The following is a 25,829-nucleotide window of genomic DNA, read 5'->3' as shown; positions in this document are numbered from 1 at the left end:
GCAAGGTGCCCGCAATTCCTCGCATTGATACGGCTAAGCGTGTTGTTTGAGCCTCCTCAGACTGGAAACCGAGCTCCTGAGGGCGGCGGCGAGGTCACGGGTCGAGTCGGTCGTGTTCGCACGGCCAAAACTGATTCTCAGCGCGCCGCGTCCCCACGACTCGTCGACGTCCAGCGCGCGGAGCGAGGCCCAGGAGTGGGGTTCTCCCGAGCTGCACGCCGAGCCGGCGCTTGCGAAGAAGCCCTGCCGATCCAGCTCGAGCACCAGCGTTTCGCCCACGGTTCCGTGGAACAGGAGGGCGAGGACGAAGGGGCTCTGGCTCGGAGCTTCCACGGCGCGCCACTCGTCGAGGGCCTGCAACTCGTCCAGAAGCAGCGCCCGGAGGTGCGAGGCGTGGTCGAAGTCCTGCTGGCGCTCGTCCAAGGCCAGGGCGCACGCGGCTCCCAATCCCACGATGCCCGGGACGTTGAGCGTGCCGGCCCGCTGGCCACCCTCCTGGCCGCCGCCGTAGATCAGGGGTTCGAGGGCCGGGGCTCCGCGACGGTAGAGCGCGCCGACCCCCATCGGCCCATAGAACTTGTGAGCGGAGAGCGAGGCGAAATCGACGGCTTCGAGGTCCAGTTCGACCTTGCCCACGGCCTGGGTGACGTCGGAGTGCGCCACGGGCGCCCAGTTGCGGAGCGGCGCGAGATCGAAGCGCGCGCCCACCTCGTTCTGGACGGCCATCACCGACACCATCTCCACCGGCGACTCCGGAGGGAGCAGGGCGAAGCCGTCGTTGCCCAACGTCGAGAAGCCGCGTTTGCGCGCCACCGCGGCGACCGAGGGGTGCTCGAAGGGGCCGACCGCTCCCGTGGGGAACTGCTCGAGCACCCAGTTGTTGGCCTCCGAGGCACCGGCGGTGAACACGATCTCCGAGGGATCTTCGGCCCCGAGCAGTTCGGCGACCCGTTCGCGCGCGTGCTCCACCGCCTGCTTCGCGCGGCGGCCGCACGCGTGGATCGAGCTGGGGTTGCCCCACGCCTCGCCCAGATAGGGAAGCATCTCCCGAACCACGCGGGGATCCACAGGGGTGGTGGCCGCATGGTCGAAGTAGCGATCGCGCGAGGGCGTCATCGTTCTTACCGCGAGGCGGCTCCCGTTCCCAAGGCGTCCTTGACGAGCTGGGCGATTTCGTTGGTGGACTCGGCCACGGCCGCGCCTGCGGCGTTGAGGGCGTTGACTTTGGATTCGGCGGTGCCCTTGTTGCCGGTCACGATCGCGCCAGCGTGGCCCATGCGCTTGCCTGGAGGGGCCGTCCTGCCGCTGATGAACGCTACGACGGGTTTGCTCATGCCCTTGATGAACTCTGCTCCCGCTTCCTCGTCGGTGCCGCCGATCTCGCCGACCATCACGACGGCCTCGGTCTTGGGATCGGCTTCGAACAGCTCGAGGATGTCGACGAAGCGCAGGCCGGGGAGCGGATCGCCGCCGATCCCAACGCAGGTCGTCTGTCCAAGACCGGCGCGGGTCAGCTCCCACACGATTTCGTAGGTCAAGGTTCCGCTCCGGCTGACGAGCCCGACGGGTCCCTGGGCGAAGATGTGCCCGGGCATGATGCCCATCTTGCACTCGCCCGGCGTGATGATGCCGGCGCAGTTGCCGCCAAGCAGGCGGCACGTGCCGTTGGCCTTGAGGCGATTCACGACGCGGAGCATGTCTTGGACGGGGATCCCCTCGGTGATCAAGGAGACGAAGGGCAGGCCGGCCGCCTCGCATTCGAGGACCGAGTCCGCGGCATACGGCGCAGGCACAAAGATGAGGCCCGCGTCGGCACCGGTCTGCCGAACGGCCTCTTCGACGGTATCGAACACGGGGCGCCCAAGAAACTCGGTTCCACCCTTGCCAGGCGTCACCCCGGCGACGACTTGCGTGCCGTAGGAGATCATCTGTTCGGTGTGGAAGGCGCCTTCGCGGCCCGTCATGCCGGCCACGACGACGCGCGTGTTCTTGTCGACGAGAATGGACATCGCCCCGATGATACCGGGAAGGGGGGCGGGCTTCTTCCCGGGATTCCCGACGCCCCTCGCACTTTTCATGCGATTTCCCGTGGAACAATCCTTGTTTGCTGGTACTCTAACTCCTGGCTGAGAAGCCAACCGTCTAATTCCCTTTCGAGGGAAGCGGGGGACCCGAAACATGGGGTGAATGGGGCCTTTCCGAAAGGCCGCTAGGGTAACTCTTGGCCCGAACCCGTCAGCTAACCCCGTAGACGTAGCGAGAGTCGCCATGAGTCTCTCAACAGGCTGGAACTCCCAGCCCACGATGGCGTGAGCGACATCGCAAATGTGGCCGAGGATGTACGGCGACGCCCGGGGCGCATGCCCCGCAGCGGTGGTCGGCATCCGAAAGCACCTCCTGTTGAGCAGGGCCTCCTCCGAAACGAGGGGGCCCAATTTCCGCCCCCCGCCGGCCACCCCCGATTCCATGCGCCCCCCGACTCCCGACTCCCGATTCCCGACTCCCGATTCCCGTCCCCCCGATTCCCGACTCCCGACTCCCGATTCCCGTCCCCCAAGGTATAAGAACCCCATGAGCAAGACCGCTCCCGGAATCCGGTACGCCGAAGTGGAGAGGGAAGCCGCGAACGTGCGCGTCCGCGTCGTCCTCGACCTCGACGGCGGCACGAAGCGCGATTTGGGAACGGGCGTGCCGTTCTTCGACCGCATGTTGGCCCTGATGGCCTACCAGGCGATGATCGACTTGGGGGTCCAGGTGGACACGGGCGCGCCGGACGACGAGCACCACACCTTCGAGGAGGTGGGGATTGCGATGGGCGAGGCGCTCCAGGGAGCGCTCGCCGACGGGGAAGCGGTGAACCGCATTGGCAGCGCGACGGTCGCGAAGGACGACGCCCTCGTGCTGGTCGCGCTGGACACCAGTGCGCGCGGACAGCTCTTTTGGGACGTGCCCTTCGAGACGGAGCGCGTGGCGGACGTCGGACTGCAGAGCATCCGGGAGTTCTTTCGGGGGATCGTGCTGCAGGGTGGGCTGTGCGCCCACGTGCGGAAGCTCGCGGGCGAGAACGACCATCACGTCGTCGAGGCCCTCTTCAAGGCGTTCGGCGCCGCGCTCGTGGTCGCCACGCAACCGTTGGATCGGCGCCCAGGCACCAGCTAGGCTGTCTCCAAGCCTCTAGCCGACACCTCGCTCAGAGCCGCCAGAGGTCCCACCTGGCCGGCGCGCCGCGCTAAAATGGGGGAGAACGTCATGTTTGGCCCGCAAACCCTTGCCCTCCTCATCCCCATCCTCGCGCTGATGATTCCGATCGTTGCGATTCTCTTGGCGCACCAAAGGCGGATGGCCGAGATCGTGCATCAGAGCGCCCGGTTGCCGGATGCCTCGCACGAGATCGCGGCGTTGCGCCACGAGATCCGGGAGTTGAAGGAGTTGGTGCACCAGCAGGCCATTCTGTTCGACAACGTGCAATCGCGCGGCTCGACCGATTTGGGCGAGCGGCTCTCGGGAGGGCAGCCGTGATCGAAGATCTCGCTCCCTTCATGATGGGGTCGCTGCTGTTCATGATCCCCATCGTCGCGATCTTGGCGAAGCACCAGCAGAAGATGGCCGAAATCACCCGCCGGAACGTCGGGGGCGGCGACGAGCTTCAACGCCTCGAGCACGAGGTTCGGCAGCTTCGCGAATCGCTGGCGCACCAGGCCTTCGCGATCGATCAGTTGGCATCGACGCAGCGCGAGTTGGTAAAGTCGTTGGGCGAGGGCAAGTCTCTCGAACAGCGTCTGCACCCATCATGACCGACCATCAGGGATCTCCCTTCATCGACTTCACGCTCGGCTCGCTGGACACGAGGGCGGCTCGAGCGAACCACCCCCTTCTCGTGATCTTTTGGCGCACCGGATGTCCCACGTGCCGATTCGCCCTCCCGTTCTTCGACCGGATGGCGCGCGCCTACCCGTCCGCGACCGTGGCAGGCATCAGCCAGGACAGTCGCGAAACCACGACCGACTACTGCTTGGAGCAGGGCATTGCGATGGACCAAGTGATCGATGAGGATCTGGCCGTCACGCGCTCCTACGGGCTCACGGTCGTGCCGTCCTACGTGCTCACCGACGCCTCGGGCTCCGTCCTCGAGGCCGGCGAAGGCTGGGACCGCGCGCTGGCCGAAAAAGTCTCGCGCAGAATCGCCGAAGCGGTGGGCGAACCCGCCGTGGCCCTCATCGGGGCTGAGGAGACCGTTCCCGCATTCAAACCGGGCTGAAGCAGCCGCTGACGCGCCCGTGAGGCGTCAGCGTTTCCAACCCGTCTGCGCGCGGCGCGGCGTTGGGAAAACCTCAAAGATGCGACGCAGCATTGACTTTCGACGCCGAATTCGGTACGATATAAGTTCGCGCAAACCTGTCCGGAGGCCTGGATGAGAGTAATCCAACCGTCCTCGAAGAGAATCGGCCGGTTCCTCGAGGCACCCAATCTTATTGAACTTCAGCTTAACAGTTACAAGTGGTTTCTGGAAGAAGGACTTCCCGAACTCTTCAAAACGTTCTCTCCCATCTGGGACTTCACGCAGACCAACTACATCGAACTCGTCAGTTTCACCCTGAGCGAGCCGAAATACTCACTCCAGGAGTGTCGCGATCGCGACATGACCTTCGAGGCGCCCATCAAGGCGATCGTCCGCTTCGGCGGCAAGGATCGCGAGGTGATCGAGTCGGAGGTCTACCTGGGCGATCTGCCACTGATGACGGACAAGGGGACGTTCATCATCAACGGGCGGGAGCGCGTCATCGTGTCGCAGCTCTCCCGATCGCCGGGCCTCTACTTCGAGGAGGGTGTTGACAGTTCGATGCAGGTCGTCGTTTCGGCCCGCATCATCCCGAACGAGGGTCCGTGGCTCGAGGTCGAATCCGACGCGAACGGCGTCGTCCGGACGCAGATCAGCCAGACCAAGAAGCTGCCGCTCACGCAGTTGATCAAGGCCCTGCACGGTTTCGACCGCGGCCGCGTTCAGGTCACGTTGCCGCTCGAGTCGGCCACGCATCGGCGTCTGGTCGATCCGTTGGCGGACCCCGAGACGGGCGAGGTGCTTGTCGAGGCCGGAACCCTGATCACCGACGAGGTGATCGCCGGGGTGCCCGAGGAGCTTCGCGGCTCGAAGGTGCTCGTGGACACGCTCCTTTCGACCAACGAGGAGATCCTGTTCACGTTCGGCAAGGTCGTCGAGCTCGCGCCGCCGACCGCGGAGGAGCTTGCAGGCAAGCGCATGCTCGAGGATCTGCTCGATACCGACGGCAAGAGCGTCGTGATCAAGCGGCTCGAGCGGATCGAGCCCGAGACGGCGAAGAAGATCGAGTCGATGGAGCTCAAGTCGCTGCGCGTGCTCGACGTGCTCAGCCTCGTCGAATCGACGCTCGATCAGGACCCCACCTCCACGACTCGGGAAGCCATCCTCGACATCTACAAGCGGCTTCGCCCGGGCGAGTCGGCCAACGAGGAGGCGGCCAAGCAGCTGATCTACGGGCTGTTCTTCGATGTGAAGCGGTACGACCTGGGCAAGGTTGGCCGTCGGTTCCTCAACCAGAAGCTGGGGTACGACGTCCCGCTGGGCGTCCGGAACCTCACGTCCGAGGACCTTTCGGGCGTCCTGTTCGCGATGCGGCCGTATCTGAGCCGCGATGCGGAGCGCGACGACATCGACGATCTGAAGAACAAGCGCGTGCGCAGCGTCGGCGAGCTGCTCCAGAGCCAGCTTCGACTCGGATTCGTCCGGATGGAGAAGGTCGCCCGCGAGCGGATGACCAGCACCGACCAGGACAACCTGCTTCCGGGCATCATCCTCAGCGTCAAGCCCGTGAGCGCGTCGATCAAGAGCTTCTTCAGCTCCAACCAGCTCAGCACGTTCATGGACCAGACGAACCCGCTGAGCGAGCTGACCAACAAGCGGCGCCTTTCCAGCCTTGGACCGGGTGGCCTCCAGCGAACCAGCGCCAAGCTCGAAGTGCGCGACGTGCACCGCTCCCACTACGGCCGCATCTGCCCCATCGAGACTCCGGAAGGACCGAACATCGGGTTGATCTCGCAGCTCACGACCCACGCCCGCGTGGACGAGTTCGGCTTCATCATGACGCCGTACCGGCGGGTGGTGGACGGCGTGGTCACCGATGAGATCGTTTACCTTACGGCGCAGGAGGAGACGGGTCAGCTCGTCGCTCCGGCGGACACGTTGACGGACGACCACGCGCGCATCCTCGAGGATCGCATCCAGGTGCGATGCGCCGGCGGCGACGTCGGCGGCGCGGCCTATCCTATCGTGGCGCGCGCGGCGGTCCAGTTCATGGACGTTTCGCCCGTGCAGATCATCTCGGTCGCCACGGCCTTGATCCCCTTCCTCGAGAACGACGACGCGAACCGTGCGCTGATGGGCGCGAACATGCAGCGCCAGGCCGTGCCCCTGCTTCGGTCGGAGCGGCCGATCGTCGGAACGGGTTACGAGCGCACCGCGGCGGTCGACTCGGGCGCCGCGGTCGTCGCATCCCGCGACGGAACCGTCGAGTCGGTCACCTCGACCGAGATCGTCGTTCGGATCGACGAGGAGACGCTGGACCACTACCCGCTGATGCACATGGTGCAGTCGAACAAATCGACGTGCTTCACGCAGCGCCCGATCGTGGTCCCCGGGCAGCGCGTGCTCAAGGGCGATCCGCTTGCGGACGGCCCGTGCTGCGATCAGGCCGACCTCGCGCTTGGCAAGAACGTGCTCGTCGCGTTCATGCCGTGGGGCGGCTACAACTACGAGGACGCGATCATCATCTCCGAGCGCATGGTGAAGGACGACGTCTACACGTCGATCCACATCGAGCGTCACGAGACCGAGGCCGTGGACACGAAGCTCGGGCCGGAGGAGATCACGCGCGACATCCCCAACGTGGGTGAAGAGGCCCTCAAGGACCTCGACGAGAACGGCATCATCCGCATCGGCGCCGAAGTACGGCCCGAGGACATCCTCGTCGGCAAGGTCGCTCCCAAAGGCCAGGTCGAGATGACCGCCGAAGAGCGGCTGATCATCGCGATCTTCGGCAAGAAGGCGGAGGAGACGCGCGACGTTTCGCTCCGGCTGCCGCACGGTGAAAAGGGCACCGTCGTGGACGTCAAGGTGTTCAGCAGGTACAAGTACCTCAGCCCGAGCATCAACCACGTCTACAAGGAGTCCAAGAAGCGCGATCGCCTCGTTTGCGACCGCACCGAAGAGCCGCTGCTGCAGATCCCCGGGGACGAGCTGCCGGCTGGGACGAACATGACGGTCCAGGTCTACATCGCCCAGAAGCGCAAGCTGATGGTCGGCGACAAGATGGCCGGCCGCCACGGGAACAAGGGCGTCATTTCGCGCATCGTCTCCGTGGAGGACATGCCTTACCTGGCGGACGGCACGCCCGTGGACATCATCCTGAACCCGCTCGGCGTTCCAAGCCGCATGAACATCGGCCAGATTCTCGAGACCCACCTCGGTTATGCCGGGAAGAACCTCGGCGTCCGGTACGTGGTTCCCGCGTTCGAGGGGGCCACCGAGCACGAGGTGCTCGAAGAGATGGAGCGGCTGGCGACCTCGATGCGGCGTCAGGTGCTGGGAGCGTACGCCAATCTGGAGCTGGGTCTTCGGATCCCGTTCGAGAAGGACGCGACGGTCGAAGAGATGCTTTCCCAGATCGACGCACGGTTGCGCGAACTCGACCAGGAGCACCTGGAACGCGCCCTGCGCATCGTGGGCACGCCGCCGGCGAAAAGCGTGCAAGCCCTGCTGGACGCCGACCCCGAAACGTGGGTCCCCGAAGAGCTGCCCGACGAGATGGGCGCCCCGGCCAAGGCCGCGAACGAGGTGTACGAGGCCGCGGTGAAGCGCATCGAGGAGAACGCGCTCCGCCGCGCGGGGATCGACCCGGCGAGCTGCAAGTCGGACGTGTACGACGGCAAAACCGGCGACCGGGTGCCAAACCCGATCACGGTGGGCGCCATCTACATGCTGAAACTCGAGCACCTCGCGGACGAGAAGATCCACGCGCGATCGATCGGCCCGTACTCGCTCGTCACCCAGCAGCCGTTGGGTGGAAAGGCGCAGTTCGGAGGCCAGCGATTCGGCGAGATGGAAGTGTGGGCGCTCGAGGCGTACGGCGCGGCGTACACGCTTCAGGAGCTGCTGACGATCAAGTCCGACGACGTGACCGGACGCGTGAAAGCGTACGAGTCCATCGTCAAGGGCGAGACGTTGGCCGAGCCCGGCATTCCCGAGTCCTTCAAGATCTTGGTCAACGAACTGCGATCGCTGTGCCTTCGGGTCACCGTGGAGGACGCGGCGAACAAAGAGATTCCGCTCAAGGATCTGGACGAACTGGGAGGAGGCGACGATATGCGCCTCGCCCGTTCGGTCGGGTTCTTCAACTAAATCGAGTCCCTGCCGCAGGAGGAGGCGCACTTCCTTGCGGCAGGTTCTCAACGCGACGCCTTGGCTGGAGTGTTCCAGCGAACTGAGGAGATAGAGAAAAGCGAATGGCAGATGTCAGCCTGTTCGACAAAATCCGAATCGGGATTGCCAGCAACCAGGAGATCCGAAACTGGTCGCACGGCGAGATCAAGAAGCCCGAAACGATCAACTACCGCACGTTCAAGCCCGAGCGGGACGGCTTGTTCTGCGAGCGCATCTTCGGTCCGGTGAAGGACTGGGAGTGCGCGTGCGGCCGCTATAAGAAGATCAAGTACAAGGGGATCACCTGCGAGCGCTGCGGCGTCGAGGTCACCCGAAGCAAGGTGCGCCGCGAGCGCATGGGCCACGTGGACCTTGCCGCTCCCGTGTGCCACATCTGGTACCTCAAGGGCGTTCCCTCGCCGCTCTCGATGCTGCTCGACATCTCCCCGCGCCTGCTCGAGAAGGTCATCTACTTCGCGTCGTTCATCATCATCGACATCGATGCGGACGCCATCGCGGACAAGCTGCCCGGCATCCGGCAGTCGGTCGAGATCGAGAAGGCCGGGCTCATGGCGCAGATGCGCGAGCTGGAAGAGGAGAGCCTGCAGCGTTTCGCCGCCGAACTCGACGAGAACCGGGACGAGTACGACGACACCTACGTCAAAGAGCGCTCGAAGGCCGTCAACGACCGGATTCGCGCCGAATACCGGGACGCGGACGATCGCCTGAAGGACCTCGACCTCGCGGTCGAGATCCTCGGCAAGCTCGAGCGCAACCAACTCATCGACGAGGACAAGTACCGCGCGGTCAGCAAGATGCTCGACTCCGTCGGCTTCCGGATGAACGACGACCTGCGCGTCCTCGTGCGGGCCAACATCGGCGCGGAGGCGATCAAGGAGCTTCTGGGCCGGGTCGACCTCGACCGGCTCGCCCGCGAGCTGCGCCAAGAGATCATCATGACCACCAGCACGCGGCGCGCCCGCGCCATCAAGCGGCTGGAGATCACCGAAGCCCTCTTGAACTCGCGCAGCGAACCCGGAGCGATGATCCTCGACGTCATTCCCGTCATCAGCCCCGAACTGCGGCCCATGGTCCAGCTCGACGGCGGACGGTTTGCCACGTCGGACCTCAACGACCTCTACCGCCGCATCATCAACCGCAACAACCGGCTGAAGAAGATCATCGAGATCCACGCGCCGGAATCGATCATCAACCATGAGAAGCGACTCCTCCAGGAGGCCGTGGACGCGCTCATCGACAACGGCCGGCGCGCCCGCCCGGTGGTCGGCTCGAACAGCCGCCCGCTGAAGTCCCTGAGCGACATGCTCAAGGGCAAAGAGGGGCGGTTCCGGAAGAACCTGCTTGGAAAGCGCGTGGACTACTCGGGCCGCTCGGTCATCGTGGTCGGTCCGCACCTCAAGCTGCACCAGTGCGGCCTGCCCAAGGAGATGGCGCTCGAGCTGTTCAAGCCGTTCGTGATGAAGACGCTGGTCGAGAAGAAGATCACGCAGAACATCAAGACGGCGAAGCGCATGATCGACCGGATGCACCCCGCGGTGTGGGACGGCCTCGAAGAGGTCATCAAGGAGCACCCGGTGCTCCTCAACCGCGCTCCGACGCTGCACCGGCTCGGCATCCAGGCGTTCGAGCCGATCCTGGTGGACGGCAAGGCCATCCAGGTCCACCCGCTGGTGTGCCACGCGTACAACGCGGACTTCGACGGCGACCAGATGGCCGTTCACGTGCCTCTGAGCACCATGGCGCAGGCCGAAGCCCGCGTGCTGATGCTCTCGACGCAGAACCTGTTCTCCGCGGCGGACGGCCGCCCGACGATGGCGCCCGTGCAGGACATCATCCTCGGCTCGTACGCGCTCACGTTCGTGAGCCGGGAAGGCAAGGCGAAGATCGAAGAGATCGAAGCCAAGCACGCCAAGGATCCCGAAAAGAACCCGGCGCCGCGCGTCTACTCGGGACCCGAAGAGGTGATCTTCCTCCTCGATGCGCCCGGAATCGAAGAGCACCTCCACCTGAACGAGCCCGTCCGCGTGCGGATTCAGCGGCCCGTGTTCCGACCCGACAAGGAGGTCGATCACCGCGACCCGGTCACCGGCGTGGAGTACGTGTTCGAAACGACGACCGACGAGGAGGGCGAAGAGCAGCGGCAGCTGCAGGCGCTCGACCAGGAGTGGGAGTCGATCATCGTCAAGTGCACGCCCGGCCAACTGGTGTTCAACAACATCCTGCCGTATCCGCTGAAGCACAGCGACGAGTTCCTTCAGCGCGAACTGGACAAGAAGAGCCTGGCCGACATGATCATGGTCTGCCATCGCCGCGTGGGGATGGAAGGCACGATCCGCCTGCTGGACGACATGAAGGACATGGGCTTCACGTGGGCCACCAAGTACGGCCTCAGCGTCGCGATCACGGACATGGATCCGCCGGAGCGCCGCGAGGAGATCATCCAGTCGGCGGACGACCGTTCGACGAAGATCGCCCAGCAGTTCCGGCGCGGCATGCTCACGTACAACGAGATGACGCTGAGCCTGATCCGCCTCTGGACAGAGACGTACGACGAGATCGGTCGGGAGATCGTCGCGGGCCTGACGCAGTTCAACCCGCTGTCGATCATCACCGTGTCCGGCGCCCGAGGCAGCGTGAAGCAGCTTGCCCAGCTCGCCGGCATGCGCGGCCTCATGTTCAACCAGTTCAACGAGGTCATCTACGAGCTGCCGGTCAAGAACTCGTTCCACAAGGGACTGAGCATGCTCGAGTACTTCGTGACGACGCACGGCGCCCGCAAAGGCTTGGCCGACACGGCGCTCCGCACGGCGGACGCGGGCTACCTCACCCGGCGCCTGGTGGACGTCTCGCAAGACGTGATCATCCGGGCGCACGACTGCGGAACGAGCGAAGGGATCTTCGTCCACCGCATCGTCGACGAGGGCGAGGTCATCGAACCGATCGGCGACCGCATGTTCGGTCGGGTAGCCATCGGCACGATGGTGGATCCCGAAACCGGCGAAGAGGTGGTGACCGCGGGCGAGATCATCACGCGCGAACAGGCTCAAGCCGTCACAAAGATCGAGAATCGGTACGCGCAGGCGCTGGCAGAGCTCACCTCCGAAGAGGAGCGGGCCAAACTGGCCGACAAGTACATCGCGTGCGGATTCTCGCAGAACGAGCACGGCGATCTGGGCGCGATCATTCGTTCGCCTCTCACGTGCGATCGCGAGCTCGGCATCTGCTCGCGCTGCTACGGCATCGACCTCTCGACGAGCCGCCTCGTCGAAGTCGGCGTTGCAGTGGGCATCATCGCCGCACAGTCGATCGGCGAACCCGGCACGCAGCTCACGATGCGGACGTTCCATACCGGAGGCGTCGCGGGTTCGGCGACCATCGCGCGTACGAACCAGTACAAGACCGGTAAGTTCATCCGCCAGTTCATGGAGGACTTCGCCCTCGCGACCGACACGGACATGAAGCAGTTCGATCCCACGAAGCTGCTCGAGTCCCAGGAGAGCGTCGTCAAGTCCTTCTTCAAGGACAAGGACCTGCTCACGATCGACGAAGAGGATCCAAAGGCCAAGAAGAAGACCGAACGGCAGACCAAGGCCGCCCAGAAGCTGCTCGAGAAAGCCGACAACGAATCGAAGAAGCTCTGGGAGCGCTCGCGCAAGACCTTCTTCTACGCTTGGACGGGTGAATCGAGCGGCATCGTCCGCGTCGAGGAGATCTTCGAGGCTCGGCGCCAGCCCCGAGGAAAGGCGATCATCTGCCCGGTCACGGGTGTGGTCCGGGCGATCCAGGAATCGTCCTACGGGCGATGGATCATCATCGAAGCCACCGTGCCGCTGACCGGACCGATCAAGGACGCGTACCTCAACGACGTGCAGCCTTGGGAGCCGGGCACGGACGGGACGATCGATGCGGGCCTGGAGAAGCTCTACGGCCAGAAGCTCACGACCGCCACGGTGACGGCGCTCCGCAAGCACGACATCGACAAGGTGGCGATCTTCTATCCGATCCTGGTGCCGCCGCTCGGAAAGCTGCCGGTGACCAAGGGCGGCAAGATCATCAAGGGCGACCCCCTCACCGAAGGTCCGCGCGATCCGCACGAGGTGTTGGAGCTTGCGGGTGCGTCTGCGGTGTACGACTACTTCGTCGAGAACCTGCAGAGCGTCTACAAAGCCCAGGGCGTCGACATCAACGACAAGCACATCGAGGTCATCATCCGGCAGATGCTGCGCAAGCGGCAGATCAAGGAGCCGGGCGACACGCCGTTCCTTCCGGGCCAGATCGTGGACCGGTTCGCGTTCCAGCGCGAGAACGACCGGGTGCAACAGCTGATCCAGGCGGGCAAGAAGATCAAGTATGTGGACCCGATCACCGGGGACAACATCGAGCGCGATCCCAAGGAAGCCACGGCGACGTGGATTCTCCTCGGCATCACCGAGGCGTCGCTCGCCACCGACTCGTTCCTCTCGGCCGCGTCGTTCCAGAAGACGACCCGCGTGCTCACCGAGGCCGCGGTGCGCGGAAAGAAGGATCAGCTCGTCGGTCTGAAGGAGAACGTGATCATCGGGCGCCTCATCCCAAGCGGAACCGGCGTCAAGTCGTACCGCGACGTAGCGGTGGACGTGCAGCGCGGTCCGGCCTGGGCCGAGCAGTCGCTCACGGCTCTGGTCGAGGCGGGAGACGACATCGGGGAAGGCAGCTCGTCGCTCGCGTTCCCGTCGCTGGCCGACATGGCCGCGGCCGAGAGTGAGACGGACGAGGAGTAGCCTCGCCAAGAAAGGGCGTCCGCCACGGCGGCGGGCGCCCTTTTTCATGTGCTTCACCCTGGGATAATCTTGGTTTTTTCAGGTCGGAAGGCCCATTGGGAGCAGATTCTTCGATAACCGGCAAACGAAGTCCCGGATTGTTTGCGTCAAAAGAGTGTGGACAAGGAATTGTCAAGGATCCAAGTGCGAGAACTCGTCTTGCCGAGCGGGGAACCCAAAGCGGAGCCACGGAACGCGTTGAGTGTGGAGGTGGCGCAAACGCTCGACACCGACGAACTCCTGGCTCTCGGATATGCGTGCGCTCCCGACTCATCGGGGCACGCAGACGGCGCCGGGCGCGATCGCATCGGGTTCATCTAGCTTCGGAAAGGCCCTGGAGCCCCCGCCCTTCTTCGAAGGGAGGCTCTTCTTTTTTTCGTTAGGCAGCCTTTCTGCGGGAGGCGAGAAGTTCCTTGGCGATCCAGTCGATGCCGGCCGCATAGGCTTCACCGATCTTGGGGTCGTTCGGGTCGCCTCCGTGCCCCATGCCCTCGACATACCTCGCCTCAACCCCGATGCCCATCTCCTTGAGCTTGGCTTCCAGCATCTGGCTCTGATGGGGGTTCACAAGAGGGTCCACGAGCCCTTGCACGATAAACACGGGAGCCGAGCGCTTGTCGATGAACAGAAGGGGGCTCGCATCGCGAATCTCCGCCTCCGCCTTGTCCCTCGGCTTGCCCAGAACGGTCTGGTACAGAAAGTCGATCGCCACGTTGCGCGGGTAGTCCTGAGTCATGTCGGTGGGGCCGAACAGGTCGAGGACGGCCGACACCCGGCTTGAGACTTCGGGGTACTCCTTCGGGTCGGGATCGCGCGTGTCGCGGCACCCCAGGAACAGCGCGAGGTGGCCTCCCGCGCTGGCGCCGGCGGAGCCCATGCGCATCGGATCCACGTGGTATTTGGCCGCATTGGCGCGAAGGAAGCGGACCGCGGTTTGGGCATCGTCGAGCATCGCGGGCCAGCGGTGGAATTGCGGCGCCTTGGCGAGCCGGTAGGTGATGTTCGCCGCCACCAGGCCCTTCTCGGCCAGGGCCTTGGCCAGGGCATCCATGTCCTCGCGTTTGCCACCGATCCAGGACCCTCCGTGGATGACCACGACGCAGGGAAGGGCTCCCTCCACAGTTGCGGGCCGGTGGATGTCCATTTCCAGCGATTCGCCTCCTGCATGGGAGTAGACGATTCCCCTATCGGACACGACCGGAGCGAGAAGCAGGAGCAGCGGCGCCAAGAGCATGATTAAACAGACGAGCCGTGGCGACTGGACGTTGCGGCGGGGGCCTTGCCAAGCGCCGGGGTGGGGCACTACACTTGCGGGGTATGCAGGCGGTCGCCCCTACGGTCCATGGTCGCATCCAGGCCTTGGATTTCCTTCGCGGGATCGCCATTTTGGGCATCTTGCCCGCGAACATCGCGGCGTTCGCCGAGCCTTCCGGTCCCTTGTTCAGTACGGCCCTCCCCTTGTCGGAGCCGACAAGCGTCGAGAAGTGGATCGAGGTCGTCAAGCTCTTTTTGGTGACCGGCAAGTTCCGATCGATGCTGGCCGTCTTGTTCGGGATCGGCATCTGGATGCAGTACGAGAAGCGAAGGTCCGTCCCCAACGCTTGGCCTTGGGGCTATTTGAAGCGCACCGGGTACCTTGCGCTGCTGGGGTTGGCCCACGGCCTGTTCCTGTGGTACGGGGACATCCTCTGGATCTACTCGGGCACCGCGGCGGTTGCTTGTTTTCTCGCCACGGCTTCGGAGCGCAATCTGCGCCGGGTGATCGTGGCAGGCGCGGCGCTGGCGCTCCTCGCATCGGCGGGTGCCTTCTTGGGAGCCGTCGCCATGTGGAGCGAGGGGATGAGGGCGTTGCCCAAAACTTGGAGCGCCGGAGCGATGTCGCCTGCTGCCGAGGTGGCGACCTTTGCGGCGGGGAGCTACAGCGAGCAGTTGGCTCAGCGCGCCACGGTCTTCGCCGGCTCGGGAGGACCCGCGGTGGTGCTCATGTTGCCGTTCCTGCTGCCGCTGTTTTGTCTGGGAGTGCTTTGGGGCCGAAGCGGGTTTCTTTTCAAGCCCGGGGCCCACGCCATGGCGCGCGGCCGGGTGTTGCTGGTGGGATTGGGGGGCGGATTGGCGCTGAACGCCCTCGCGTTGGCCCTTCGTCCGTTGCCGTTCAACTACTTCGCCACCTTGCCCTGGGAGCTGTTCTTCGGGCCCATTCTCAGCCTCGGGTACCTGGTCCTCGGGGCGATGTGGGTCGAGTCGGGGAGGCTTCCAGGCGTTGTGCGAGCGGTTTCCGCCGTTGGGCGAGTGGCCCTGAGCGCTTACCTCCTCCAGACCGTGGCGTGCACGTTTGTGTTCTACTCCTGGGGATTGGGGATGTTTGGAAGCGTGGACCGAGTCGAGCAGATGAAGATCGTGCTTGGCGTTTGGGGCGTCGACCTCGTGTTTGCCGCCGTATGGCTGCGATTCTTCAATCTGGGTCCGATCGAGTGGCTGTGGCGCTCGCTGACAGAAGGCAGACGTCTCCCTCTTCTGAAGTCCCCGTAGGGTGCCCGCGGCCTCTACAGATCGAGATTCTTGGAGCGGAGCCGAATGTTTGGAACGGGGAGCAGCGATTCGTCCTTGCGGATCGGCATCGAGGAGTTCGCCGCCATGTCTTGAATGCGGCGCTCGGCGTCTTTGACGTACTCGATCATCTGCTGCTCGAGATCGTTGCGGATCTCCTCGATCTCGTCGAGGAGGCGGAGGATCACCTCGACTCCCGCGAGGTTGACGCCCATCTCCTGGGTGAGGCGCTGGATGCGCCGCACTTTGCGGATGTCGGCCTCGCAGTAGAGCCGGTTCTTGGCGCCGGCCCGTGCCGGGACCACAAGGCCCAGACGCTCGTATTGGCGAAGGGTTTGAGGGTGCACGCCGCAAAGCTGCGCGGCCACGCCGATCATGTAGACAGGTTGCTTGTCTCCGGTCATACCTTGCTCTTCTCCAGGTTGGCGAGTTGCTCGAGAAGCTTGCGCTGTTCTTGGGTCGGGCTCTTCGGCACCGTGATCTTGATCCGGGCCATCAGGTTGCCGCGCGTGCCTCCGAGTTTGGCGATGCCTTGGGAGGCGAGGCGGAACATCTGCCCGCTCTGGGTGCCTTCCGGAATCTTCATGGAGACGGTGGAACGCAGCGTCGGCACCTTGATCTCACCGCCCAGGGCGGCAACGGTGAAGGGGACATCCACGTCGACTTCGAGGTTCTCGCCCGCCCGGCGGAACTTGGCGTGCGGCTTCTCCTTGATGACGACGTAGAGGTCGCCGGCTCTTCCGCCGGTGCCGACCACGCCCTTGCCCGGGACGCGCAGCTTCTTGCCTTCAGAGATGCCGGCGGGGATCTTCACCTCGACGGTCTTGGTGGTGGCCACTGTTCCCGCGCCTTTGCATGTGGGGCACGTCTCCACGCGCAGCTCGCCGGAGCCGCCGCACGCCTGACATGGTTGCGACATGCCGAAAACGGTCTTCACGCGCCCTGCGCCCTTGCAGGCGGGGCACTTCTGGGCGGTGTTGCGGGTGACGACACCCAAGCCATCGCAGGACTTGCAGGCGTCGGGGGACTGGTACGTCAGCGTGCGCTTGGTGCCGGAGTCGATCTCTTCGAGCGAGAGCTCGACGACCTTCTCGACGTCGCGGCTCGGCGTGGCGCGCACGCCAGGCTGGCCCTGCTCGTGGCCCATGTTGGCGAAGAACTGCTCGAAGATGCTCTCGAACCCGCCAGGGGCACCGTAGGTGGCTTCGAAATGGGCGCCTTCCCCTTGGGGTTGGCCTCCTCCCGTGAAGTGCTGGGCGTGCTCCCAGTTCGACCCGAACTTGTCGTACAGCTTCTTCTTCTCGGGGTCGCTCAGGACCTCGTAGGCTTCGCTGATCTCCTTGAACTTGCCCTCGGCGGCCTTGTCGTTCGGATTGACGTCCGGGTGGTACTTGCGGGCAAGCTTGCGGTACGCGGATTTGATCTCCTTCTCATCCGCTGACTTGGGCACTCCGAGCATTGCGTAGTAATCTTTTGCCATGAAGCCTCTATGCTCAATTACATGAGTATACAACGCTCAGGTGGATCGACTGGTTCCTTTGGCCCGGGCCAGACAGGGGCGTTCTGTTCGGGCGCGACTCGTAGATTTACCAGCCCAGACATCGCCACGCTCTGCCAACAATTCTCACGTGGATCTTGAGAGTCTCTCCCTATCGATGTCGCGCACAGAGAACTTGCCTGTGTTGTCCTCTGTGGTGACCGAGGTTCTCAACACGATCGACGATCCGTCCTCGAGCCCGAGGATGCTGGAAGGCATCCTGGAGCGGGACGCGAGCATCGCGGGGAAGATCTTGAGGGTCTCGAACTCGGCGGCGTACTCGAGCCAGCCGATTGCCAGCGTGGGACGCGCGGTGACGATGTTGGGCCTCAACACCGTGCGGAGTCTGGTGGTGAGCATCGGGTTCCAGAACTTCTCGTCGGGTCGCAGCCGTTCGCAGCGTTTCTCGAAGGTGGAGTTTTGGAAGCACAGTCTGGCCGTGGCACTCGCCGCGCGGGTTTTGGCGCGGATGAAGGCGCCGGCTCTTGCCGAGGAGGCGTACACCGCGGGGTTGATGCACGACATGGGGTTGATGATCGTGGACCGTTTCTGCCCGGCGGAGTTGGATCGGGCGATCATAGGCGCCCAGGAGCAGGGGAAACCCCTGTGCGACATCCTCGAACAGGTCGTGGGTTTCCACGAGGCGCAGGTGAGCGGTCTCATGGCCGAACGCTTCCGTTTGGGCGAGCGCATCCGGCACGCGATCCAGTTCCACCTCAACCCCATCGCCGACGACAAGCATCAGGAGGCGTCGATGCTGGTCTCGGCAGCCAACACGCTCGCCCATCAGTGTGGCTATGAGAACCAAGCACCTGGGGTCGAGATGGTCATGGACCCCATGGCGCAAGCGTTTTTGGGGATGCCGGACGAGCAGCTCGCCGTGATTCGCACCGTGGTCCAGGCCGAGGTCGCCAAAAACGAGGCCGCCTTCAACCTGGACTCGGCGGCCTAGACGCTGGCATTTGGCTCACGCGGGCACGCCCGGTCGGGCGGGCGTGGCACCGTCCGTTTCACCCGCCTTGCCAACCTAAACTCGGACTAGTGCTCGCTCTCGTGGGCGGCCTTCTGCCGCTCGTACTCTTCGACCAGACTCTGCTGCTCGTTGTGCGGCAGCTCGTCGTAGTGCGAAAGGCTTTGTGAGAACCGGCCGCGGCCCTTGGTGATCGACCTGAGATCCAGGGCGTACCGGGTCATGGTCGCCATCGGCACCTGCGCGTTGACGCGCTGCTTGCCAGGAGCGCTCGCGTCCATGCCTTGGAGCCTTCCACGGCGGCCGTTCAAGTCTCCCACGACATCGCCCACATACTCGTCGGGCACGTCGACTTCGACGTTCAGCACCGGTTCGAGCACCACGGGGTTCGCAGACTGCGCGGCCGCCCGGAACGCGATCGCGCCCGCGGTCTTGAACGCCATTTCGCTCGAGTCCACGTCGTGGTAGCTGCCGTCGTACACCGTGGCGCGGATGTCCACGACGGGATAGCCCGCGAGGAATCCGTGGTCCATGGCCTCGCGCACGCCCTTCTCAACCGCTGGGATGAAGTTCTTGGGAATCGCGCCGCCCACGACCTTGTTTTCGAACTGGAAGCCCTCGCCGCGCGCCAGAGGTTCGAGTTCGAGCCAGCAGTCGCCGAACTGTCCCTTGCCGCCGGTCTGCCTCTTGTGCCGCCCCTGGGCTTTCGCACCGTTGCGGATGGTCTCGAGGTACGGAACCTTGGCCTCCTCGGTGGTCACGGTCACGCCGAACTTCGACTTCAGCTTCTCGATGACGGTCTCAAGGTGGATGTCGCCCATCCCTTCGAGCAACTCCTGATGCAGCACGGGATCGCGCGTGTAGCGGAACGTGGGATCCTCCTCGAGCAACTTTTGCATCGAGGCGCCCAGTTTGTCCTCGTCGGCCTTGGTGGCCGGCTTGATGGCAATGCGGTAGATCGGTTCGGGAAACTCCAGCGGGGGGAGTTGAATCTTGTCCTTCGAGGTGCTGAGGGTGTCTCCGGTGTGCGTGTCCTGGAGCTTGGCGATGGCACAAATGTCGCCTGCCACCACCTCGGTGGCGGGCTCCTGACCCTTGCCGTGCGGATAGAAGAGATTGTGCAGGCGCTCGTCTTGACCCGTGTTCATGTTCAGCACGTGGTCGTCGGCCTTGATCGTGCCGCTGAAGACACGGGCGTAGCTGATCTTGCCGACGTAGGGGTCGGCCGTGCTCTTGAAAATGAACGCGGCGAGCGGGCCTTTGGGATCGGGCGTCAGCTTCTTGCCGTCGATCTCTTTGGGCAACTCGTCGGGGGAGGGAAGCTCTGCGACGATTCGGTCGAGGAGCGTCGCCACACCGATGCCGGTCTGTGCGGACCCGATCAGGACCGGCACGACTTTGCCGGTCTCGACGCCCACCAGCAGGCCGTGCTCGATCTCCTCGGTCGTGAGCGCTTCGCCCTCGAGATACTTGAGCATCAACTCGTCGTCGCCCTCGGCGGCCGCATCCATCATCTTCTCGCGGCGCTTGGCGGCCTCTTCCTTGTAGCCGGCAGGGGCGTCTTCGACCTGGGTGCCCCGGTCCTGGCCCTTGTACACCTTCATGTTCAGCAGGTCGAGCACGCCGCTGAACGCGGCCTGGTGGCCGATGGGAATCTGGGTGGAGACGACCTTCTTGCCGTACATCGTGTGGAGCGTGTTCATCAGCCCGTCGAAGTCGGCGTTGTCCCGCTCCAGCTTGTTGACGAAGATGCACCGGGCCAAGCCGTACTGCTCGGCGACCTCCCACGCGAGTTCGAAGCCCACGTCGAGGTCGGACTTGGCCTCGCACACGATGATCATGGATTCGACGACGCGTGCGACCCCGTGCAGGTCGCCGATGAAATCGGGGTAGCCGGGAACGTCGATGAGGTTGATCTTCGTGTCGTTCCACTCCAGGGGCACCACGCTCGCGGACAGGCTGATCTTTCGGCGGATTTCCAGCGGATCGAAGTCGCTCTGCGTGTTTCCGCCGTCCACGGACCCCACGCGCTCGGTCGCTCCGGCGGTGTAGAGCAGGTGCTCCACGAGCATGGTTTTGCCCGCTCCGCCGTGTCCGACAATGGCGATGTTGCGTATCTTGTCCGCGCTGTACTGCTTCACTCAGATCCTCCGATAGGGAATAGGTTCTCCAGTTCGTCCCGCGATGGGCGGGGTCCTGCCGGAACCCGTCCTAGTTTAGCCTCTGGAGCCGCCCCACCTGTCACAATGGGAGCCGTATGAGCCTCGAGTCGAACTATCCGCGACGCGCCACCCGAGCCGTCCGCGTCGGGCCGCACACGATCGGCGGCGGACATCCCGTGATCGTGCAATCGATGGTCACCGAGGAGACCCGCAACATCGGCGCGTGCGTCGAACAGATTCTCGCTTTGCACGCCGTGGGGTGCGAGATCGTCCGAGTGACCACCCCGAACCTGAACGAAGCCCGTTGCCTGGAGGAGATTCGCGCACGGACGCCGGGCGTGGCGCTCGTGGCCGACGTGCACCACCAAGGCTCGCAGATCGCCGTCGAGGTGGCGAAGCACGTGGACAAGGTCCGCATCAACCCGGGGCTGTTCGTCTTCAACAAGCGGGTCCAGCGCTCCGTCGAGTACTCGGAACAGGAGCACCGGGAAGAGCTGGAGGCGATCGAGACCAACCTCGTGCCGGTGATCGAGGCGTGCAAGCGGCACGGAACGGCGATGCGCGTCGGCGTGAACCACGGCTCGCTGGCCGAACGCATGCTCGTGACGTGGGGCGACACGCCCGAAGGCATGGTGGAGAGCGCCCTCGAGTACATCCGCCTGTGCGAGAAGCACGATTTCCGGGAGATCGTGGTGTCCCTCAAGGCCAGCCGCGTACCCATCATGCTCGCCGCCAACCGGTTGTTCGCTTCACGAAGCGACTACCCGCTCCACCTGGGTGTGACCGAGGCCGGTGACGGCCAGTACGCGCGCGTCAAATCCACCGCGGGGATCGCCACGCTGCTCAACGAAGGGATCGGCGACACGATCCGGGTCTCTCTGGCCGAGGACCCGTTGAACGAGATTTCGGTGTGCTACGACATCCTGCAGGCCACGGGGCTGCGCCGCACCAAGACCGAGTTCATCGCGTGCCCCTCGTGCGGGCGGACGAAGTTCGACCTTCCGAGCGTGTTCCGCAAGGTCAAGGAGGCCACGGGCCACCTGAGCGGTCTCGACATCGCCGTGATGGGCTGCATCGTGAACGGCCCGGGCGAGATGGCGGACGCCGACTACGGCTACGTGGGGCAGGCCGGCGGCAAGATCGCGCTCTACAGGGGCCACGAGGTGGTCAAGAACAACATCCCTCAGGAAGAGGGGGTCGCGGAGCTCATCGCGCTGCTCAAGGCCGAGGGCGTTTGGGAAGAGCCCGGGGATGCCGCCCCGAAGCAGCTGACCGGACTCCCCATGCGGGACTAACCGTGTATGGGAGGGGTGCCACGCCCGCTCGACGGGCGTGCCTCGACGAGGCCTAGGGGGCCCTGTCAAATGAGAACGCGACAGTGGCCGCTTCGAGTTGCTCGTCCGAGTAGAGGTCGAACCGGAGGGACTTCAAATTGCGGGGAATCGGTGCGATTTCGATTGACACGTCCGCGCCCCCGTGCTTCCCGATCACCATTCCAGCGTTGCCTTCGAGGAGGTGACCCTCCTGATCTCGAATGCGTAGACTGCGCGCGCGCCAACCACCGTAGGGTAGGCCGCCCGTCGTTGCCGTGAGGGCAATGCAGGGAATCGGGGGCAATCTGTTTGTCGTCTCGCTTATGCGGACGTCTCGAATTGCCAGCTGGAGGCCTCCTCCTTGCTCGTGAACCTCCCGCGGTTTTGGCGTCCCAGAGCCGGGCGCAGGCACCTCCAAGGAGACGGCTGACTGGGATGGCCATCGCGCAACCTGCAGGCGAATCCCGATGCTGCGCACCCAACTCGGAGCGTCGAGTGGGCTCAGCACGACAACGTTTCGAGCCGTCGGTTCAATGTGGAATCTCCGACCCTTGAGGTCCAAATGGATCAACGGTCCGACTTGTCCCTGGAGGTCGACCGTGTCGAGGTTGAAGATCTCGGCGATGTCTCGATCGGCGGGTCCTCGGAGTTCGATCACTGTCTTCCCGGCGAGCGATCGGAGGGTTGCCACAGTGTCGCCTTCACGCTGCGAGAGCGGGAGATCCGTCCTTTCAGGCACCAAGATGGGCCCAAACCAAGCGACAAAGATCAGTGCCATCAGGGTTGCGGTTACTCGGAGACCCCTCAGCAAGGATCCGAAGGTGCAGAACAGGAGTGCTGGCACGAGAAAGAGCCAAGGATAGTCAGTGTAGTTCGCCAGGTAGTTGTCGAATTGCCCCCATAGTCCGGCAACGGCGAGGAGCAGTGTGATGGTGCTGACCCATTCGCGGCTTCTTGGACGGGCCGTGAGCAAGGCGAGGACGATGGCGGCCAACCCGCCGCCGATTGAGAGGTCACGGTGAATATCTGCCCTCGGGGGCCTAGAAATGGAGCTGCTTGCGAGCCCAAAGAGGAGAACGGCGAAGGCGAACGCGAGTGCGAAGCCGTCTGAGTGGAGTCCCCGCGCCTCTTTGGACTTACCTTCGATCGATCCGGCCGTGGCCACGAACTCAGTATGACCTTGCAATTCGCCCGCGGATATACTCAAACCACCCATGTCCAACAAGATCGATCGTCGCGAATTTCTTAAGACCGTGGGCGCCGCGGGCGCCACGGTTGCCGTCGGCGGCCTCGCCGCCAAAGGCACGTCCCAACCCGGTGCGCCCGCGCCCCAAGGGCGTTCGGTGGCGGGGTTCAATGCCCCCAAACTCGATACGGTGCGCGCAGCGTTCATCGGCGTGGGCGCGCGCGGCAGCGGGCACGTCGCGCAGATGCTGCTGATGGACGGAGTCGAGATCAAGGCGATCTGCGACACGCAAGAACCCACCTGCATGCGCAGCGTGAAGCGCTGCGTGGACAAGGGACGCCCCGAACCCGCCGCCTACACCAAGGGCCCGGACGACTTCAAGCGGATGCTCGATCGCGACGATATCGACATGGTGATCATCGCCACGCCTTGGGAGGAGCATGTCCGGATGGCCGTCGGGGCCATGGAGCGCGGAAAGCACGCGTTCACCGAGGTGCCTGCGGCGTACACGATTGAAGACTGTTGGAAACTGGTGGACACCGCCGAGAAGACGCAGCGGCACTGCATGATGATGGAGAACGTCAACTACGGGCGTGAAGAGCTCATGGTGCTGAACATGTGCCGCCAAGGCGTGTTCGGCGAGCTCCTCCACGGCGAAGCCGCGTACATCCACGACCTTCGCGGACAGATGCACGAGATCGAGCGGGGCACGGGCTCCTGGCGCACGACGCACTACACGAAACGCAACGGCAACCTCTACCCCACGCATGGACTCGGCCCCGTGGCCCAGTACATGAACATCAACCGCGGGGACCGGCTCGACTTCCTGTGCTCGGTGAGCTGCCCGTCGCGTTCGCGCGCCCTCTACGCGGAGAAGAATTTTCCCGAGGGAAGCATCCGCCGGAAGCAGAAGTTCGTCTGCGGCGATCTCAACACGTCGATCGCCAAGACGGTCTTGGGCAGGACTCTGATGATCCAGTGGGACGAGCAGCTTCCCAGACCGTACTCGCGGCTCAATTTCATCCAGGGCACGGCCGGAGCCTGGGGCGGCTTTCCGGACCGTTGCGTGATCGAGGGGAAGACCAAGACGACCGAAGACTGGAGCGAGGGCGACGACTTGAAGGCTCTCTACGACCAGTACGAGCACCCCCTGTGGAACCGCGTTGGCGAAGAAGCCGTGAAGGCGGGCGGCCATGGCGGGATGGACTTTGTGATGCTGTGGCGGATCGTCTACTGCCTGCGCAACGGCGAGCCCCTCGACCAGGACGTGTACGACGCGGCCACCTGGTCCTCGGTCGGCCCCCTCAGCGAGGCGTCGGTCGCCCACCGGGGACGCTCGATGGACTTCCCGGACTTCACGCGTGGGAAGTGGAAGTCGATGAAGCCTCTCGGCATCGTAGGTTAGGCCTTGGGCCTTGGGCTTTGGGCCTTGGGGCTTTGGCCTTGGGCCTTCGTTCTTGGAGGAAGGCGCTTGCGTGCGTCGAAGGTACCTCTTATGGATGGACGTACCTTGGGTGCTCTCGAACGCGTGCGGGCGGCGGGTTGCCGCGCTTCCACGACGGTGGATCTGCTCGCCGTGGCCTTTGCGCGGAGGGAGACCGACGTCTCGGAAGAGGTCGGACGCCGGCTCCTCAAGCGGTACGAGCCTCTGGCGCGGCTCTCGGACGCGGGTGCCGACGAAGTCCGCGAGCTGACGGGCCTGGAGCCGTTCGAGTCCCTTCGCAACCAGGCGCTCCTTGAACTCGGCCGGCGGGCCGCGGGAGGTGGCCGGGGGATTCCGGACTCCGTTTCAAGACCCGAAGACGTGGTCGCGCGCCTCGAGCACCTCCGAAGCGAAAAGCGCGAGCACTTCGTCGCGGTGCTTCTCGACGCAAAAAACCGGATTCTCAAGATCTCCACGATCCACATCGGCACGCTCACGATGTCCGTGGTGGGGCCACGCGAAGTGTTCCGCGAGGCCGTGAGGGAGGGCGCTTCGAGCCTTGTGGTCGTCCACAACCACCCGAGCGGCGACCCGACGCCCTCTCCGGAGGACCTGGAGGTGACGGCGCGGCTCGTGGACGTCGGCAGCTCGCTCGACATCCCGGTCCACGACCACGTGATCTTGGGCGATCCCGATTGGGTGAGCCTTCGTTCGCGGGGCCTGATGTAGGCAGCCGAGCGTCCGATGGAGGGAACCGGAGATAATCAGCCATGGATTCCACCGGCTGGGAGCAGATCGTCGAGTCGCTGAGGGAGCACGCCCAAGGCATGCACGAGGCACGGGAGGCCGGGTTGACGCGGTGCCGCAAGCTGATTCAGCTCTCCTCCAAATGCATCCGCCACGTGCACCGGCACCAATTCGACGAGGCGGAGGCCCTGCTGGCCGAGGCCAAGGCCATGGCCGAGTCCGCCCGGGAGGCCCTGCGCCCGCATCAGGGGCTGTACCACGCGGGGTACTTGCCGGATGCGGAGAAGGAGATGGTCGAGGCGGCGGCCGTGTTGGCGATCGTCCACGGTCGCCCGTTTCCCAAGCCCGAGGATTTGGGCGCCACGCCGATGGCCTATCTGAACGGAATGGGGGAAGCCGCCAGCGAGGTGCGGCGCTACGCGCTCGACGAGATGCGGTCCGGCCACCACGCCGAGGCCGAGCGCATCCTGGGTCTCATGGAGGGGATTTACGACGAGCTGATCACGTTCGACTTCCCGGACTCAATGACGGGCGGGCTGCGAAGGACGTGCGATGCGCTCAGGGCGGTCATCGAAAGGACGCGGAGCGATCTGACGGCCACGGTGTCCCAGCAAGCGCTCGTCGAAGAGCTGCGAAAGACGCGCGAAGCCTTGGGGAAGTAGCTGCCGGGAG

General features: G+C 64.5%; 20 protein-coding genes and 1 riboswitch. Of the genes, 13 read left to right on the top strand and 7 right to left on the bottom strand.

The window, feature by feature from the left end; translation table 11 throughout:
* Positions 1-33: 33 nt before the first annotated feature.
* Positions 34-1,116 carry a cysteine desulfurase gene (locus M9921_01155; GenBank protein MCO5295443.1) on the bottom strand — a complete coding sequence of 361 codons (1,083 nt, stop codon included), beginning with the start codon at positions 1,114-1,116 and terminating at the stop codon, positions 34-36.
* Between the two features lie 5 nt (positions 1,117-1,121).
* Positions 1,122-2,009, bottom strand: a complete 888-nt coding sequence (gene sucD, locus M9921_01150; GenBank protein ID MCO5295442.1) for a succinate--CoA ligase subunit alpha — start codon at positions 2,007-2,009, stop codon at positions 1,122-1,124.
* Between the two features lie 120 nt (positions 2,010-2,129).
* Positions 2,130-2,268: riboswitch (cyclic di-AMP (ydaO/yuaA leader) on the top strand.
* 303 nt (positions 2,269-2,571) lie between these two features.
* Between sucD and M9921_01145 the strand changes: the two genes are divergently transcribed.
* The 7 genes from M9921_01145 (at position 2,572) to M9921_01115 (ending at position 13,593) form a co-directional block, all read left to right on the top strand.
* Positions 2,572-3,159 carry a hypothetical protein gene (locus M9921_01145; GenBank protein MCO5295441.1) on the top strand — a complete coding sequence of 196 codons (588 nt, stop codon included), beginning with the start codon at positions 2,572-2,574 and terminating at the stop codon, positions 3,157-3,159.
* 90 nt (positions 3,160-3,249) lie between these two features.
* Positions 3,250-3,519 carry a hypothetical protein gene (locus M9921_01140; GenBank protein MCO5295440.1) on the top strand — a complete coding sequence of 90 codons (270 nt, stop codon included), beginning with the start codon at positions 3,250-3,252 and terminating at the stop codon, positions 3,517-3,519.
* Complete coding sequence (locus M9921_01135) at positions 3,516-3,794, top strand: hypothetical protein (GenBank protein ID MCO5295439.1); 279 nt, start codon at positions 3,516-3,518, stop codon at positions 3,792-3,794. Before M9921_01140 ends, M9921_01135 begins: the two co-directional genes overlap by 4 nt.
* Complete coding sequence (locus M9921_01130) at positions 3,791-4,258, top strand: redoxin family protein (protein MCO5295438.1); 468 nt, start codon at positions 3,791-3,793, stop codon at positions 4,256-4,258. Before M9921_01135 ends, M9921_01130 begins: the two co-directional genes overlap by 4 nt.
* A 153-nt stretch (positions 4,259-4,411) precedes the next feature.
* Entirely contained in the window at positions 4,412-8,431 is a 4,020-nt protein-coding gene (gene rpoB / locus M9921_01125; GenBank protein ID MCO5295437.1) for a DNA-directed RNA polymerase subunit beta, read from the top strand.
* A 104-nt stretch (positions 8,432-8,535) separates the two neighbouring features.
* Complete coding sequence (gene rpoC / locus M9921_01120) at positions 8,536-13,233, top strand: DNA-directed RNA polymerase subunit beta' (GenBank protein ID MCO5295436.1); 4,698 nt, start codon at positions 8,536-8,538, stop codon at positions 13,231-13,233.
* A 183-nt stretch (positions 13,234-13,416) separates the two neighbouring features.
* Positions 13,417-13,593, top strand: coding sequence for a hypothetical protein (locus tag M9921_01115; GenBank protein ID MCO5295435.1), 177 nt, complete (start codon positions 13,417-13,419; stop codon positions 13,591-13,593).
* A 58-nt stretch (positions 13,594-13,651) separates the two neighbouring features.
* Here the strand turns inward: M9921_01115 and M9921_01110 are convergent, their stop codons facing one another.
* Positions 13,652-14,500: an alpha/beta hydrolase gene (locus M9921_01110; protein ID MCO5295434.1), complete on the bottom strand. Its 849-nt coding sequence runs from the start codon at positions 14,498-14,500 to the stop codon at positions 13,652-13,654.
* Between the two features lie 89 nt (positions 14,501-14,589).
* Here M9921_01110 and M9921_01105 point away from each other — a divergent pair, with 89 nt between their 5' ends.
* Positions 14,590-15,801, top strand: coding sequence for a DUF418 domain-containing protein (locus M9921_01105; GenBank protein MCO5295433.1), 1,212 nt, complete (start codon positions 14,590-14,592; stop codon positions 15,799-15,801).
* Between the two features lie 14 nt (positions 15,802-15,815).
* Here the strand turns inward: M9921_01105 and M9921_01100 are convergent, their stop codons facing one another.
* Both M9921_01100 and M9921_01095 read right to left on the bottom strand, forming a co-directional pair.
* Entirely contained in the window at positions 15,816-16,223 is a 408-nt protein-coding gene (locus M9921_01100) for a helix-turn-helix transcriptional regulator (protein ID MCO5295432.1), read from the bottom strand.
* Complete coding sequence (locus M9921_01095; protein ID MCO5295431.1) at positions 16,220-17,278, bottom strand: J domain-containing protein; 1,059 nt, start codon at positions 17,276-17,278, stop codon at positions 16,220-16,222. Before M9921_01095 ends, M9921_01100 begins: the two co-directional genes overlap by 4 nt.
* A gap of 235 nt (positions 17,279-17,513) precedes the next feature.
* Between M9921_01095 and M9921_01090 the strand changes: the two genes are divergently transcribed.
* The gene (locus M9921_01090; protein ID MCO5295430.1) at positions 17,514-18,308 is read left to right on the top strand and encodes an HDOD domain-containing protein; all 795 of its coding nucleotides are present in this window, start codon (positions 17,514-17,516) and stop codon (positions 18,306-18,308) included.
* Positions 18,309-18,394: 86 nt separating this feature from the next.
* Here the strand turns inward: M9921_01090 and fusA are convergent, their stop codons facing one another.
* Entirely contained in the window at positions 18,395-20,467 is a 2,073-nt protein-coding gene (gene fusA, locus M9921_01085) for an elongation factor G (GenBank protein MCO5295429.1), read from the bottom strand.
* Between the two features lie 116 nt (positions 20,468-20,583).
* Between fusA and ispG the strand changes: the two genes are divergently transcribed.
* Positions 20,584-21,783: a (E)-4-hydroxy-3-methylbut-2-enyl-diphosphate synthase gene (ispG, locus tag M9921_01080; protein MCO5295428.1), complete on the top strand. Its 1,200-nt coding sequence runs from the start codon at positions 20,584-20,586 to the stop codon at positions 21,781-21,783.
* 52 nt (positions 21,784-21,835) lie between these two features.
* Here the strand turns inward: ispG and M9921_01075 are convergent, their stop codons facing one another.
* Positions 21,836-22,966: a hypothetical protein gene (locus tag M9921_01075; protein ID MCO5295427.1), complete on the bottom strand. Its 1,131-nt coding sequence runs from the start codon at positions 22,964-22,966 to the stop codon at positions 21,836-21,838.
* 49 nt (positions 22,967-23,015) lie between these two features.
* Here M9921_01075 and M9921_01070 point away from each other — a divergent pair, with 49 nt between their 5' ends.
* The 3 genes from M9921_01070 (at position 23,016) to M9921_01060 (ending at position 25,819) form a co-directional block, all read left to right on the top strand.
* Positions 23,016-24,392, top strand: a complete 1,377-nt coding sequence (locus M9921_01070; GenBank protein ID MCO5295426.1) for a Gfo/Idh/MocA family oxidoreductase — start codon at positions 23,016-23,018, stop codon at positions 24,390-24,392.
* 90 nt (positions 24,393-24,482) lie between these two features.
* Complete coding sequence (gene radC, locus M9921_01065; protein ID MCO5295425.1) at positions 24,483-25,139, top strand: DNA repair protein RadC; 657 nt, start codon at positions 24,483-24,485, stop codon at positions 25,137-25,139.
* Positions 25,140-25,180: 41 nt separating this feature from the next.
* Positions 25,181-25,819 (top strand): hypothetical protein, encoded by a 639-nt coding sequence (locus M9921_01060; GenBank protein ID MCO5295424.1) that lies wholly within the window; start codon positions 25,181-25,183, stop codon positions 25,817-25,819.
* The last annotated feature ends 10 nt before the right edge of the window (positions 25,820-25,829 follow it).

The organism is Fimbriimonadaceae bacterium, assembly GCA_023957775.1.
Taxonomy (GTDB): domain Bacteria; phylum Armatimonadota; class Fimbriimonadia; order Fimbriimonadales; family Fimbriimonadaceae; genus JAMLGR01.
This window is presented reverse-complemented; position numbering and strand designations above follow the sequence as displayed.